The sequence below is a fragment of the Enterococcus sp. DIV0358 genome (genome assembly GCF_051713465.1).
Classification (GTDB): Bacteria; Bacillota; Bacilli; order Lactobacillales; family Enterococcaceae; genus Enterococcus; species Enterococcus faecalis.
This window is the reverse complement of the sequence record NZ_JBIOPX010000001.1, coordinates 352,494-367,117: the sequence shown is the minus strand read 5'-3', so window position 1 is coordinate 367,117 and position 14,624 is coordinate 352,494. Positions and strand designations below refer to the sequence as shown.

The 14,624-nt window shown below is 36.4% G+C and carries 13 protein-coding genes, 1 tRNA gene and 1 other annotated feature; of the genes, 4 read left to right on the top strand and 10 right to left on the bottom strand.

Translation table 11 applies throughout. The features are described from left to right. Positions 1-84 precede the first annotated feature (84 nt). The 8 genes from tyrS to IGK70_RS01845 all read right to left on the bottom strand — a co-directional run bounded on the left by tyrS (position 85) and on the right by IGK70_RS01845 (position 8,228). Entirely contained in the window at positions 85-1,341 is a 1,257-nt protein-coding gene (gene tyrS, locus IGK70_RS01880; RefSeq protein WP_002355444.1) for a tyrosine--tRNA ligase, read from the bottom strand. 191 nt (positions 1,342-1,532) lie between these two features. After that, positions 1,533-1,747: a binding site (T-box leader), on the bottom strand. 291 nt (positions 1,748-2,038) lie between these two features. After that, a complete protein-coding gene (cls, locus tag IGK70_RS01875) occupies positions 2,039-3,484 on the bottom strand; it encodes a cardiolipin synthase (protein ID WP_002361214.1) in 1,446 nt (481 codons plus the stop codon). A 166-nt stretch (positions 3,485-3,650) separates the two neighbouring features. Then, positions 3,651-4,133, bottom strand: coding sequence for a VOC family protein (locus tag IGK70_RS01870; RefSeq protein WP_002382933.1), 483 nt, complete (start codon positions 4,131-4,133; stop codon positions 3,651-3,653). A gap of 22 nt (positions 4,134-4,155) precedes the next feature. Then, on the bottom strand, positions 4,156-5,031 hold the full coding sequence (locus tag IGK70_RS01865) for an aldo/keto reductase (RefSeq protein ID WP_275887625.1): 876 nt from the start codon (positions 5,029-5,031) through the stop codon (positions 4,156-4,158). Between the two features lie 277 nt (positions 5,032-5,308). Further along, positions 5,309-5,382, bottom strand: a tRNA-Lys gene (locus IGK70_RS01860). A gap of 81 nt (positions 5,383-5,463) precedes the next feature. Continuing rightward, positions 5,464-5,601 (bottom strand): hypothetical protein, encoded by a 138-nt coding sequence (locus tag IGK70_RS01855; RefSeq protein ID WP_002383714.1) that lies wholly within the window; start codon positions 5,599-5,601, stop codon positions 5,464-5,466. Positions 5,602-5,607: 6 nt separating this feature from the next. Continuing rightward, on the bottom strand, positions 5,608-7,758 hold the full coding sequence (gene feoB / locus IGK70_RS01850; RefSeq protein ID WP_002355363.1) for a ferrous iron transport protein B: 2,151 nt from the start codon (positions 7,756-7,758) through the stop codon (positions 5,608-5,610). Next, positions 7,755-8,228: a ferrous iron transport protein A gene (locus IGK70_RS01845; RefSeq protein ID WP_002355361.1), complete on the bottom strand. Its 474-nt coding sequence runs from the start codon at positions 8,226-8,228 to the stop codon at positions 7,755-7,757. Before IGK70_RS01845 ends, feoB begins: the two co-directional genes overlap by 4 nt. A gap of 512 nt (positions 8,229-8,740) precedes the next feature. Here IGK70_RS01845 and IGK70_RS01840 point away from each other — a divergent pair. From IGK70_RS01840 to nrdF, 4 genes are all read left to right on the top strand, one after another. After that, on the top strand, positions 8,741-8,965 hold the full coding sequence (locus tag IGK70_RS01840) for a redoxin NrdH (protein WP_002355360.1): 225 nt from the start codon (positions 8,741-8,743) through the stop codon (positions 8,963-8,965). A 1-nt stretch (position 8,966) separates the two neighbouring features. Beyond that, positions 8,967-9,344 carry a class Ib ribonucleoside-diphosphate reductase assembly flavoprotein NrdI gene (gene nrdI / locus IGK70_RS01835; RefSeq protein ID WP_010827138.1) on the top strand — a complete coding sequence of 126 codons (378 nt, stop codon included), beginning with the start codon at positions 8,967-8,969 and terminating at the stop codon, positions 9,342-9,344. After that, complete coding sequence (gene nrdE, locus IGK70_RS01830) at positions 9,325-11,484, top strand: class 1b ribonucleoside-diphosphate reductase subunit alpha (RefSeq protein WP_002355358.1); 2,160 nt, start codon at positions 9,325-9,327, stop codon at positions 11,482-11,484. Before nrdI ends, nrdE begins: the two co-directional genes overlap by 20 nt. A 200-nt stretch (positions 11,485-11,684) precedes the next feature. After that, positions 11,685-12,650 (top strand): class 1b ribonucleoside-diphosphate reductase subunit beta, encoded by a 966-nt coding sequence (gene nrdF, locus IGK70_RS01825; RefSeq protein WP_104855385.1) that lies wholly within the window; start codon positions 11,685-11,687, stop codon positions 12,648-12,650. A gap of 39 nt (positions 12,651-12,689) precedes the next feature. Here the strand turns inward: nrdF and IGK70_RS01820 are convergent, their stop codons facing one another. Together IGK70_RS01820 and IGK70_RS01815 are read right to left on the bottom strand one after the other, a co-directional pair. Continuing rightward, on the bottom strand, positions 12,690-13,976 hold the full coding sequence (locus tag IGK70_RS01820) for a TPM domain-containing protein (RefSeq protein ID WP_010827137.1): 1,287 nt from the start codon (positions 13,974-13,976) through the stop codon (positions 12,690-12,692). A 45-nt stretch (positions 13,977-14,021) separates the two neighbouring features. Continuing rightward, complete coding sequence (locus tag IGK70_RS01815; protein WP_002386098.1) at positions 14,022-14,591, bottom strand: LemA family protein; 570 nt, start codon at positions 14,589-14,591, stop codon at positions 14,022-14,024. Between the last annotated feature and the right edge of the window lie 33 nt (positions 14,592-14,624).

The following is a 14,624-nucleotide window of genomic DNA, read 5'->3' as shown; positions in this document are numbered from 1 at the left end:
TCACCACTACCTGTAAGGAGAAATAGAATTTTAACTTTGATCAAATAATCACACGTCTTCTCTTCGTGAAATTATTATCAATTTCTAATCCATTACTTTTGCTAAAAAGTAATTTTTCTTCCCTTTCCGTACAACAACGAATTTTCCATCGAAATGTTGTGTTGGATCGACTGCAAAATCTAAATCGGTAACTCGGTCACCGTTAATACTTATAGCTCCTCCGCTCACATCTTCGCGAGCTTGACGTTTTGATGGTTCGATTTCTGTGTCAACTAACCAATCTACGATGTTTTTAGCATCTTTGGTAATTTCAACAGTTGGCACATGTTCTAACCCTTGCTCGATTTCCTCAATCGTTAAGTCTTTAATATTGCCTGAGAAAAGAGCTTCTGAAATTTTTTGCGCTTCTTCTAATGCTGCATCATCGTGAACAAATCGTGTCACTTCTTCAGCTAAGCGTCTTTGTGCTTCACGTTTACCTGGTTCTTTTTCAACTTTTTCAGCTAACGCATCGATTTCTTCTTTATCTAAGAAAGTAAAGAATTTCAAGTATTTGATGACATCACGATCATCTTGGTTTAACCAGAATTGGTAGAATTCAAATGGTGAGGTTTTCTTAGGATCTAACCAGATAGCGCCACCCGCTGTTTTCCCAAATTTTGTACCATCTGCTTTTAGCATTAAAGGAATAGTTAACCCGAATACTTTGGCTTCTGGTCCTTCTTTTTTACGAATCAAATCTAATCCTGCAGTGATATTGCCCCATTGATCAGCGCCACCAATTTGCAATTGAATATTATGTTTTTTATGCAATGTGTAAAAGTCAATTGATTGAAGAATTTGGTATGTGAATTCTGTAAAGGAAATGCCACTTTCTAAACGACTAGCGACAATGTCTTTTGCCAACATCGTGTTGACATTAAAGTTTTTCCCGTAATCTCTTAAAAAATCTAATAAAGATAGTTCTGATAACCAATCGTAGTTGTTCACCATTGTTACCTCAGCATCTTTACCAAATAATTTTTTCATTTGATTTGAAAGACTGTCCACATTATGTTGCACAGCTTCCATCGTTTGTAAGACACGTTCAGTTGTTCGTCCACTTGGATCACCAATTGTTCCAGTTCCGCCACCAATTAAAATGTATGGGTGATGACCTGCTAATTGGAATCGTTTCATCATCATAAAAGGAATTAAATGTCCAATATGCATGCTATCTCCAGTTGGATCGACACCGCAATATAGCGAAATGCTCGTATTTTCTGTAAGTTCTCTTAGTCCTTCTTCGTTTGTTTGTTGATTGATTGCATCACGCCATGCTAGCTCGTCAATGATATTCATGTTATCACCCTCCATATTTATAATTATCTCTTTATAGGAAATCGTTCATTTAAAGAAATAAACGATTAACACACTTGTTTTTACACGATATTCCGTGTTTATTTCTATGTATACACGGGTTCACGAAATTTTCTTTGGTCTGCCACGTATTCAAAAAAAGAATACAAAAAATCCCTAAGCCGTCGAAACGACTTAGGGACGAATTTCTCGTGGTACCACCCAAATTTATACATAGTTTAGTTTATTTAAAATACTATATACCTCTTAACAAATAACGCTGTTACCCGTGCCCTGTAGGCAGAAGCTCAAGAATGTAATTCGATAAATAACGTGTACTAGTTTCCAGCGCCACTAGCTTTCTGTAACAGTGGTTATTTCTCTACTGCTTTTCTGTCATTGCTTTGTATTTAACTTGTACATGTAGCATATTCCTTTTCGTTTTTTTTGTCAACACTCTTTGCTTAATTTTTTTTACTTTTAGAAAAGATGTCCCTTTTTCACAAAAATAAAATAACGAATTCACAATAAAATTTATTTGTTTTAACAGCAACTACAGATAAAAAAATAACGAATAAAATTAAAAAATATTCTTTAAAATTTTTTTGACTTTTTTTGTGATTTTCTATACTTTTATAAAATTCCCGAAGAAAAATGACGAACTTCGGATCAGAAGTTCGTCATTTTGTGAAAAACAGTTTTAAAGAATTGGTGAGAATAATCGTGAAATTTGTTGTTTAAAAATCAACCATTTTGACATGTCGCGAACAACTTCTGGAGTCATTGTTGTACATTTTTTTCGATCTTCTAAGAAAATTGCTTCTAATTGATCAATGATTTTTTTATCATATAACACAGCATTTGCTTCAAAGTTTAATTTGTAACTTCGGATATCTTGATTGGCTGAACCAACTGTGCAGACTTCATCATCCATAATCATTGTTTTCGCATGTAAGAAACCACCGTTATAAATTAAAATTTCAATATTTTCTTTCATCAACAAGCGCCCGTAATACTGTGTTGCTCGATAAATAAACGGATGGTCGGGCTTATCTGGAATCATAATTTTAACATCTACTCCTGAAGCCGCAGCAACCTTTAAAGCCGCCAAGACACTATCATCAGGAACTAAATACGGTGTTTGAATCCAGACTCTTTTCTTGGCAGAAGTAATCAATTTAATAAAGGCCAATTTAATTTGTTCACGGTCACTATTAGGACCACTGGCAATCATCTGAATGGATGTATTTGCCTCTGGAACCAATGCTTCAAGTTTAAAGAAATAATCCAATTGATACGCCACACGATTTTTCTCGGGGGAAGAGACGTTCCAATCCATTAAAAAACGCATTTGCAGTAATGAGGCTGCTGGCCCTTGAATCCGTAAATGTGTATCCCGCCAATAGCCAAACTTTTTAGTCGTTCCAGCATATTGATCGGCAACATTAAAGCCGCCAATGTAGCCTACTTTCCCATCAATAACAACAATTTTCCGGTGATCATGATAATTCAAACGAAACTTCAAAAGTGCTTTTTGAGAAGTAATAAACGTTTGGACAAAACCGCCGTTTTTTTTCAATTCATTCAAATGATGAACCTTGGTGCCCTTTGAGCCAAAGGCATCGTAAAGCAACCGCACTTCAACCCCTTCAGCCGCCTTTTCTTCTAATAAGTTCAAAATTTTGGTACCGATATGATCCGTTACAAAGGCATAATATTCAATATGAATGGAGTGCTGAGCTTTTTTTATGTCCGCCATCAACGCATTGAATTTTTCCGTACCATCCGTAAAAATTTCAACATCATTTTTCTTAGTCAGAGGCATCCTATTTAACGAGGAAAAAAAGTCTGTAAACTGTTGTTGCTCCTCCGTCGGCATCTTTTGACTATAAAGTTCAAAACTTTCTTCTTGGAAGTTCTGAAAATTCTCTAATTCCCGTAAATCACTTTGTTGCAAATAAAATTTCTTTTTGTCGGTTAAACCGCGCCCAAAGAATAAATATAAGAAAAAACCAAAAACGGGTAGAGCAATCAGTACGAGTAGCCATGCCCAAATTGCTGCTACATCTCGAGGTTTTAACAAAATGGTAATTCCCGCAATAATTGCATTAATAAAATAAATAACTGTTAAGACGCTAAGAATCAATTGTCTTCCTCCTTTATTTGTTACGTTTTAGTATACCATCAATTACGGATTTGGAATATCTTTTCTTTAGCTGCTTCTGTCTAAAAAAATAAAAAGAACCCCTCATTCTAGTTACTGGTACTAGAATGAGGGGTTCTTTTTGATGTTTGTTTGAAAGTCTTTTAACTTAATTTCGTGTAAATGGACCTTTAGGAGCAATCAATTCTAAATTTGTACCATCTGGATCGGTAAAGTAAGCGACACCTGTACCAAAACCGCTCTTCAAGCCATCTTCTTCTTGGAATGTAATCGGTTCTCCATCAGGTTCTACGCCAATCGCTCTTAAACGTGCAACAGCTGCATCAATATCTTCCACTTCGAAACACAGATGCATTGCACTAATTTGTTCGTTGGAATAAGAAGCTTTTTCTGATTTTGGTTTAACATATTCTAATAAATCAATATTGATGTTTTCTAGATGCACATTGGCATACTTGATTAATGTATCATCTAACCCTTGTGTTTGGGCCATCCGTTTTCCACCAATTTCATCACGATTTGCGATTTTTGTTCCTGTTAATGCTTCATAAAACTTTACTGATTCATCCAAATTACTGACTGTAATCCCCACGTGGTTGACTACTGAAAAACCTTTAACTGCTTCACTCATTGTATCTTCTCCTAGTTAATTTTTAGAAATCAAACGTGTCTGGATCTGGTCCCACACGTAACGATTCATTCAATTGGTTAATTTGCGCCATTTCTTCTGCACTTAGTTCAAAATCAAAGACCGCTGCATTGCTAATCATCCGTTCTTTGTGGACAGATTTCACGGCTAATAAGATATCTTGTTGAATATCCCAACGTAAAATCACTTGCGCTGCTGATTTATTATGGTTCTCAGCAATCGCCAAAATAGTTTCATTCGATAATAATTGACCTTGCATCAATGGTGACCAAGCTTGGACTTTGATATCATGTTTTTCACAGAAATCACGTACTTCTTTTTGATCCAATTTTGGATGTAGTTCCACTTGGTTAATTACCGGAACAACTTTTGCATAAGAAAGTAAATCTTCTAAATGATGAACTTGGAAGTTGCTGACACCAATCGCTTTCACTTTTCCTTCAGCATATAAAGTTTCTAAAGCTTGCCATGATTCTTTGTAAGAATTATTTCCTGGCCAATGAATTAAATACAAATCTAAATAATCTAAACCTAAACGTTCCAAACTATCATTGAAAGCTTGAATTGTTTCATCATAGGAAATATGCGCGTTCCAAACTTTCGAGGTAACAAATAAGTCCTCACGGTTCAAACCAGTTGCCGCTAAGCCTGCTTTAATTCCCGCTCCTGTGCCAGATTCATTGCCATAGATTTGCGCTGTATCGATTAAACGATAACCATTGGTAATCCCTTCTTCGACTACTTTTGCTGTCTCTTCATCTGGTATTTGGAATACTCCGAGACCCATTCCTGGAATTTTAGTGCCGTTGTTTAATGTTACTGTATCTGCTAGTGATGTAATCATTTGATTCGCTCCTTTAACGTTTTCTGATATCATCATATACCGTGCCGTACATGCTGCATAGTACGTACTTTTTCGTTTCATAGGAACCAAAAAGTGCGCTTTTTGTTAAATTCGCTTTTTTAGCCTGAAAAAATTTTAACTTTTTTATATAACGTACTTTCTCGCTCTTCTAAGCGTAGCATTCTTTAAATGATTTAACTAGTGTATCTCTCACGACACTCGACATTTTATGCAAAAAAAGAGAACGCGTACTCCGTCTTCGAAACGTCCTAAGACGCCGACAGAATACCGTTCTCGTGGGTTTGGCACCCAATGGGGGCATAGGGATTCGAACCCTAGACCCTCTGATTAAGAGTCAGATGCTCTAACCAACTGAGCTATGCCCCCGTTGTATAAAATGGCTTTTCAGCTACCTCAATATTGTAGCACTCCGCTATTATTTATACAAGAGGGAATTTTTTTCAGTTGTTATTCTTGTGAAGATTGTTCTTTTTTTACAGGACAAGCTGTTTGACAATCTTCACAACTTCGCCCTTTTTTGATTCGTCGATAGGTGATGATTCCTGCTGTTCCAAAAATTAAAATGGATAAAATAATTGTTGCCATCCGTTATTACCCTCTTTCTAAAGAAGTGATTGCTTGGACACTTTCTTTGCCTGGCTTTGGTTTTCTTATAAGGAAGTAAAATCCAGCTAAAACAACGCCCATCGCTAAAAAAGTCCCCAGAGTTAGTGTGCCTTTTTCGACTAACACATGGCCTAATTGATAAATCACAAAACTAACCATATAAGCCAAACCGCATTGATAACCAATGGCTCCTAATGTCCATTTGAGGTCTCCCATTTCACGACGAATTGCGCCAATTGCAGCAAAACAAGGTGCACATAATAAGTTAAAAGTTAAGAACGAATAGGCCGCGACTGGCGTAAAGGTGTGTTGCAATGCGCCCCAGACTTCTACCCCGTTTTCAGAAACATCTTTCACATTGCCAAATAAAATGCCTAAGGTACCAATAATATTTTCTTTCGCTATCAATCCTGTAATTGTGGCAACTGCCCCTTGCCAATTACCCCAGCCTAATGGGATAAATAGCACCGCCAATCCTTTACCTAGAAATGCTAGAATACTTTGACTTTCTGGAACGGGTTGAAACGTCACAGAATAATGTGACATGAACCAAATGAGAATACTGGAAACAAAAATAATCGTTCCTGCTTTTTTTACAAATGAGCGACATCGTTCATAGGCATGTCGAACCACACTTCTAAGCTGTGGCAAATGATAGGCGGGAAGTTCCATAATAAATGGTGCTGGATCTCCCGAAAAATGCTTGGTCTTTTTTAAAGCAATCCCTGATAACACAATGGAAGCAACCCCTAAGAAATAAGCAGAGGGCGAGACCCAACTTTGGTTAGGAAAAAATGCACCTGCAATCAGAGCGATAATTGGCAACTTCGCCGAACACGGCATAAAAGTCGTGACCATAATAGTCATTCGCCGATCACGTTCGTTTTCAATCGTTCGACTAGCCATCACGCCTGGGACCCCACAACCTGTCGCAATTAACATTGGAATAAACGACTTACCAGATAGGCCGAATTTCCGAAACAAGCGATCCATGACAAAGGCAATCCGTGCCATATAGCCACAATCTTCTAAAAAACCTAAACATAAAAACAGGACGGCCAGTTGTGGTAAAAAGCCTAACACAGCCCCAACACCTGCAATGATCCCATCTAAAATTAAACTTTGCATCCATGGCGCTACTTGCCATTGCGCCAACCAATTTCCTACAAATTGAGGAACCCATTCCCCAAAAAAGACATCATTTAACCAGTCTGTCCCCATTGTACCAACCGTTTGAATAGACAAGTAATAGACCAACCACATCACAAACGCAAAGATTGGCAACGCCAACCACCGATTGGTTACCACTCGGTCAATCTTATCACTGTGAGTAAATGTCATTTCTGTTTTTTTCGTCGCACACAAAGCAATTAATCGAGCAATAAAGGCATAGCGTTCATTGATGATAATCGCTTCACTTTCATCTTGAAAGATTTTTTCAGTAATTTGAATGACTTCTTCAATTTCTTTTTCTTGAAAAGAACTCAATAATAATTGCTCTTTGGTTCGAACATCTCGTTCAAAAAGTTTTAAACTATACCAACGCTGTTGCGTTTCAGGAACAGTATTCCCTAAAATATCAACAATTTCAGCAAGTGCTGCTTCTAAGCGATTATCATAAGAAGGATAAATAACTTCTGTCTCTATGGCATTCGCTCGCTGCTTACTTTGTTTTAAAGCATGATCCAACCCACGATTCTTCAAAGCACTAATCTCAACGACAGGCACGCCTAAGCCATAACTTAACTTTTCACTATTCAATGTTTGGCCGTTTTTTTCCAACAAATCCATCATATTTAACGCACAAACAACCGGTAATCCGGTTTCAATTAATTGTGTTGTTAAATAAAGATTCCGTTCCAAATTGGTCACATCGAGAATATTCAAAATCACTGAAGGTTGGTCCTCCAAAAGATAATCTCGTGCCACAATTTCTTCAGGCGTATAAGGAGAAAGAGAGTAAATCCCTGGCAAATCTTGAATAATGAGTGTCTTATCTTTCTTTGCCACCCCCTCTTTGCGTTCCACAGTCACCCCTGGCCAGTTTCCAACATATTGGTTGGCTCCTGTTAACATATTGAACGTTGTCGTTTTACCGCTATTAGGGTTACCAGCTAGTGCAATTTGCTGAGTCATTCGCTTTCCTCCTTCTCAACCAAGATTAGTTCCGCTTCACTTTTTCGTAACGTTAGTTCGTAGCCACGTACATTGATTTCAATTGGATCAGCTAAAGGAGCTACTTTGCGAATAAAAATTACTGTTCCTTTTGTTAAGCCCATGTCCATCAACCGACGTTTCACCGCTCCTTGTCCGTGGATCCCTACTATTGTAGCGCGTTCTCCAACTTTCAAGGTATCCAAGGAGACCCAAACTTTCTCATTCGCCGAGCGCTCCTCCACATGAATCGCTTGTAAAATCGTATCTGTCAGCGCAATTCGACTATTATGTAATAAAACAATACCATTTTGATTCTGATAATTGACAAGGACAACTGCTTGGCCTGCAACGACACCTAAATTGTTCAGATGTTTCTTTGTCTGAACATCTGCTTGGACGCTTTCGACTGTATAGACTTTCCCAACTTCTGCCTGCGCTAACGTAATCATTTACTTTCCTCCATGTGAAAAAGTTTCAAACGAAAATGAGAATCGTTCTCAATTAAAAGAATACGCTTGCTTACACGGAAAGTCAATAAATTTCTGGATGTATCTCCTGTTTTCTTCTATTTTCCTTCTATATAGAGACACTTTTTTCAGGTTACCATTTTTGAAAAAAGTCAGCACTTGTTTTTTATGTTACTAGCTACTGTAAAATTCCACTCATTCAATAACAAATCCGCTTATTTTTTCTTCTTGTGCCTAACTCAAATGTCAACACAATATTTAGTGTTTTTTCACTAAATGTTCTCTTTCAAAATTTTAATTTTTTTGTTTGTCAAACACTGACCAATGTGTTTTTTCTTCCAAAAACGAGGATTCACGTGTTTTCATTTTTCTTTCAAAAACACAAAAACTAGTATTATGAGAAAAACGCACCACAATATATAGTGTTAAAGTGTTGACTTTTTTCTACATAGATTTATACTAGTCTATGTAGAAAAAAAGAGGAGGAACTTTCAATGAACGTAAAAATCTTTTCAAAAAATAACTGTATCCAATGTAAAATGGCGAAACGTTTCCTAAGTGAAAATAACATTGCTTTTGAAGAAATCAATATCGACGCACAACCAGATGCTATCGACTGGTTAAAAGAACAAGGGTTCCAAAGCGTACCGGTAATCACATCTGAAGCAACAACCGTTGTTGGCTTCCGTCCAGACCAATTAAAACAATTGGCTAGCTAAGATGAAACTTGTTTATTTTTCAGTCACCGGTCAAACAAGGCGCTTTATTAAAAAATTGGATTTGCCTGCTTATGAACTTGAGCCAGCGAATCCTTTTTTTGAAATAAATGAGCCTTTTATTCTTGTCATTCCTACCTATGATGCAGAAATTACAGAGGTAGTGAATGACTTTATTGATTATAAAAGTAACCAAGAACTGTTAGTTGGTGTAGCTGGTGGGGGCAACCGTAATTTTGCTGAATTATTTGTCTATACCGCCAAAGATATTGCCCGCGATTATCACGTTCCGCTTCTATACTCCTTTGAGTTTAGCGGAACAGACGAAGACGTGGAGACCTTTAAGAAAGTAGTGGAAGAAATTGAGTCTAAAAGAAATTAAAGATGTCAGCTATTTCAAACTGAATAACGAGATTAACCGTCCTGTTGATGGTCAAATCCCTTTAAATAAAGATAAAGAAGCACTCGCAGCCTTCTTTAAAGAAAATGTAGAACCGAATACACGTAAATTCAGCTCTGCTGAAGAAAAAATCAACTTTTTAATGAAAGAAGATTTTATTGAAACTGAATTCATCGAAAAATATTCAATGGACTTTATTGAAAAATTATATGCTTTCTTAGATGAACAACATTTCCAATTCAAGTCTTTCATGGCGGCTTATAAATTTTATTCTCAATACGCTTTAAAGAACAACGCCGGAACAGAGTATTTAGAAACATATGAAGATCGGGTTGCCTTTAATGCCTTGTATTTTGCGGATGGCGATGAAGAGTTGGCTTTAACATTGGCGGATGAAATGATCCATCAACGGTATCAACCAGCCACACCTTCTTTCTTAAACGCTGGGCGTAAACGTCGAGGTGAATTGGTTTCTTGTTTCTTAGTTCAAGTAACAGATGATATGAACAGCATTGGGCGTTCAATTAATTCTGCCCTTCAATTATCACGAATCGGCGGCGGCGTAGGAATTACTCTTTCAAACTTACGTGAAGCGGGCGCACCAATCAAAGGTTATGATGGCGCAGCAAGTGGTGTTGTCCCTGTTATGAAATTATTTGAAGATAGCTTTAGCTACTCTAACCAACTAGGTCAACGTCAAGGTGCTGGTGTGGTTTATCTAAACGTCTTCCATCCAGATATTGAAATGTTCTTATCTGCTAAAAAAGAAAACGCTGATGAAAAAATCCGTGTAAAAACGTTGTCTCTTGGTGTTATTGTTCCAGATAAATTTTACGAATTAACACGTAACAACGAAGATATGTATTTATTTAGTCCTTATAGTGTGGAACGTGAATATGGTGTACCTTATTCCTATGTAGATATTACCAAAGAATATGATAACCTAGTGGCCAATCCAAACATACGTAAACGTAAAATTAAAGCCCGTGACTTAGAAAATGAAATTTCTAAATTACAACAAGAATCTGGCTATCCTTATATCATCAATATTGATACAGCTAACAAAAACAATCCGATTGATGGCAAGATTATCATGAGTAACTTATGTTCTGAAATTCTTCAAGTTCAAACGCCTTCTGTTATTAATGGTAAACAAGAATATGAAGTTTTAGGAACAGATATTAGTTGTAACTTAGGTTCAACTAACATTGTTAATTTAATGGAAAGTCCTGACTTTGGAAAATCTGTCCGCGCTATGACGCGTGCGTTAACTTTTGTAACAGACGCTTCTGAAATTGATGTCGTACCAACTATCCAAAATGGAAATCGTTTAAGCCATACAATCGGGCTAGGCGCAATGGGCTTACACACCTTCTTCGCTAAAAATCATATGGAATACGGCTCTGAAGAATCACTAGACTTTACAGATATTTATTTCATGTTATTAAATTACTGGACTTTAATGGAAAGTAACCAAATTGCGAAAGAACGTAACCAAGTCTTCCACAATTTTGAAAAATCAGATTATGCTTCTGGTGCTTACTTCGATAAATATATTGAAGGCAACTTTACACCAAAATTTGATAAAGTGAAAGAAATCTTCAAAGACATTCAGATTCCAACAGCTGAAGATTGGGCTGCATTACGCGATGCTGTGAAAAAAGATGGTCTTTATCATCAAAATCGTTTAGCCGTAGCGCCAAATGGTTCAATTTCATATATTAATGATACTAGTGCCAGCATTCATCCAATTACTCGCATGATTGAAGAACGTCAAGAGAAGAAAATTGGTAAGATTTACTATCCAGCGCCTTATTTAGCTAATGATACAATCCCTTACTATACTTCTGCTTACGACATGGATATGCGCAAAGTGATTGATGTCTACGCAACAGCGCAACAACACGTTGATCAAGGAATGAGTTTAACCTTGTTTATGCGCTCAGAAATCCCTGAAGGCTTGTATGAATGGAAAGAAACACCAAAACAAACAACCCGTGACTTGAACATTTTACGTCATTATGCGTTCAACAAAGGGATTAAATCAATTTACTATATTCGTACATTTACAGATGATGCTGAAGAAATTGGCAGCAATCAATGTGAGTCTTGCGTGATTTAATGAAAAGCACTTAAATAAGGCGTTCTGCTTGAGCGTCTTATTTTTTAGGAATGTTCTCTTTTTAAACAGGACATTTTCAGATATACTGGACAAAGAAGAACGGCTGCACGCTCCTATTTGGACTCTGTAGAACGTTTTAAGCGAAGAAACGAGACAACTAGTCAAACAGACTGCTGTCCCAGCATACAGGAGGAATAACCATGGCAACGTATTATGAAGCAATTAACTGGAACGCCATTGAAGACGTCATTGATAAATCCACTTGGGAAAAATTAACCGAACAATTTTGGTTAGATACACGGATTCCGTTATCCAATGACTTAGATGATTGGCGGTCTCTTTCCGATTTAGAAAAAACTACTGTCGGCTACGTTTTTGGCGGTTTAACTTTATTAGATACCGTTCAATCAGAAAGCGGCATGGATCAACTGAGAAATGATGTGCGGACGCCCCATGAAGAAGCCGTCTTAAATAACATCCAATTCATGGAATCTGTCCATGCCAAAAGTTATTCTTCTATCTTCAGTACATTAAATACAAAAAAAGAGATTGATGATATTTTTGAGTGGACAAATACCAACAAACATCTGCAATATAAAGCAGAACGGATTAACGAAATTTATAAAAACGGCACTCCGTTAGAGAAAAAAATTGCTAGTGTATTTTTAGAAACGTTTTTATTCTATTCTGGGTTCTACACTCCCCTTTACTATTTAGGAAACAATAAACTAGCGAACGTCGCTGAAATTATTAAATTGATTATCCGTGATGAATCAGTGCACGGCACGTATATTGGCTATAAATTCCAATTAGGATTTAATGAATTACCAGAAGATGAGCAAGATAAACTAAAAGACTGGATGTATAATTTACTTTACGAATTGTACGAAAACGAAGAACGTTATACAGAAGAATTATATGATGACTTAGGTTGGACCGAAGAAGTAAAAACCTTTTTACGCTACAACGCCAACAAAGCTTTAATGAACTTAGGTATGGATCCCTTATTTGCGGATACAGCCAATGATGTGAACCCGATTGTAATGAATGGTATTTCGACAGGAACTAGCAACCATGACTTCTTCTCTCAAGTAGGAAATGGCTATTTACTAGGAACAGTTGAAGCCATGAAAGATGATGACTATCTTTACGGTTTAGATAAATAGCAAAAAGCTAGAAACGATTAACGTTTCTAGCTTTTTATTTTACCAACTTCCTGAGGCACCGCCACCGCCGAATGAGCCGCCACCGAATGAACCACCACTGCTGCTACCAGAACTACTATGATTAGACGGATTGTATTGTGAGTTTAAATAAGCATACGTCAAAACACTACCATCATAACTATATAAAGTATCTCCTACTAATAAACGCCCAAAAGATTGTTTTTTTGCATTTGGATATATACTTAGTAAAGAACCACGCTTAGTGGCACGTCTTATTTTCCCTTTTGTGGCAAATAACGTTGCTCCATTAAGATATAAACAATAAAAAGAAGTCTTTTTCATCTTATTTAATACTTTCTTTGTCTGTTCTGAGTTATTTAGGACAGCCTTTGTTGGTAAACAATTCAAATAATCTTGATACATTTTTTTAACAAGTTTTCTTGTTCTTAAAATTTGTAAAGTATAAACAGCACAAATGAGCATCCCAGCAATACTTGCCATTAAAAGAACATTTCTTTTCGTTGTGTTAGTGTTTAACTCTGTTTGTATATTTGTTAATTCATTATCCACTTGTGCGGTTTTTGAATTGATTGCAGCCGATACTTGATCAATAATTTTATTGAGACCTGTATTATAATCCTCGTCTCTAAAAGCCTCTTTTACTTCTTCATTATTAATAATATCATCCGCATAGCTATCCGTTAAAATACTCTCTAAGCCATATCCAACTTCCAAGCGAGACTCGCGATCCTCAATTGCCATTAGAAAAACCACACCATTATTTTTTTCACGATCCCCTACACCTAATTGATTAGCAATCTTATTGCTGTAAGATTCAACAGATTCCCCACTAGGTAACGCAGGAACGGTAATAAGCATAAATTGTGCGCCATTCGCATTTTCCAACAATTGTTGATTCAATTGAAACATTTTCTGTTTAAGTTGATTTGAGACAATACCTGCATTATCTGAAACATAGATATTAGCATCATTAATGTTCAACTGCCCATTCGTTCCAGTAATTGTCACTAATTCATTTTCACCAGTTATTTCTTGTTTAGAAAAGTTATTTATTGTTGTCTGGGTTGACGCTTCAGTCATTTTCCCTGCTAAGATATCGTCTCTCTTTTTTTGTAAGGCATGTTGCTTCTCTCTCAGTGCAGTTTGTTTTGCTTCATAAGAGATTCCCTTTCCTTCATACCAAGCAGCCATTCCTAATATTAAAATCATACTTAAACTAATTACCACAACAATCGTTGTATTCCGCTGATGCTTTTTATAAAACAAACGAACTTTTTCTTGAATTTTTTCGACTTTTTTATCCAACCTTCCTCACTTCTTTCTTTTTAACCCAAATTTTCTACAAATTTTTTATTTAAATTCCACTTGCGGCACTTCTTTTCCCTGCTCTGTCGCAACATAGTTAGTTTTCTTCTCAAATCCTAAAAGTTTTGCAATTATTTTATCAGGGAATTTTGAAATCTGTTGGTTATATGTTTCAACAGCTTGTATATAGTTACGGCGTTCAACAGAAATTCGATTTTCAGATCCTTCTAATTGAGTCATTAAGGTTTTGACATTTTCAGAAGAAGCTAACTTTGGGTAATCTTCATTCAATACTGTAACAAAATTACCTAATCCTTTTTCAATTTGCTCATTTGCTTGCCCTTTTTCAGAAGAAGATTTTGCTCCTGCGTATGCTTTACGTGCTTCCGTTATTTCTTTTAAAACTTCTTTTTCTTGAGTCATACTGCCTTGAACACTACTGACAAGATTAGGAATTAAATCAGCACGTCTTTGCATTACATTCTCTACTTGTGACCATTCTGCTTCGACTTTATTATCTAAAGTAATCAATTGATTATAAGCTTTCATCACAAATGCACCAATAATCACAACGACAACAACAATAATACTAAGAAATTTATTTTTTTTATTCATCTTACTTATCACCTTTCTTTCTAACTCGTAATA

Bases quoted from the DNA above. Each gene is read 5' to 3' on its own strand.
- tyrS (WP_002355444.1), bottom strand. From the start codon at position 1,341: ATGAATATCATTGACGAGCTAGCATGGCGTGATGCAATCAATCAACAA.
- IGK70_RS01870 (WP_002382933.1), bottom strand. From the start codon at position 4,133: ATGAGTGAAGCAGTTAAAGGTTTTTCAGTAGTCAACCACGTGGGGATT.
- IGK70_RS01865 (WP_275887625.1), bottom strand. From the start codon at position 5,031: ATGATGATATCAGAAAACGTTAAAGGAGCGAATCAAATGATTACATCA.
- IGK70_RS01855 (WP_002383714.1), bottom strand. From the start codon at position 5,601: ATGGCAACAATTATTTTATCCATTTTAATTTTTGGAACAGCAGGAATC.
- feoB (WP_002355363.1), bottom strand. From the start codon at position 7,758: ATGACTCAGCAAATTGCACTAGCTGGTAACCCTAATAGCGGTAAAACG.
- IGK70_RS01845 (WP_002355361.1), bottom strand. From the start codon at position 8,228: ATGATTACGTTAGCGCAGGCAGAAGTTGGGAAAGTCTATACAGTCGAA.
- IGK70_RS01840 (WP_002355360.1), top strand. From the start codon at position 8,741: ATGAACGTAAAAATCTTTTCAAAAAATAACTGTATCCAATGTAAAATG.
- nrdI (WP_010827138.1), top strand. From the start codon at position 8,967: ATGAAACTTGTTTATTTTTCAGTCACCGGTCAAACAAGGCGCTTTATT.
- nrdF (WP_104855385.1), top strand. From the start codon at position 11,685: ATGGCAACGTATTATGAAGCAATTAACTGGAACGCCATTGAAGACGTC.
- IGK70_RS01815 (WP_002386098.1), bottom strand. From the start codon at position 14,591: ATGAATAAAAAAAATAAATTTCTTAGTATTATTGTTGTTGTCGTTGTG.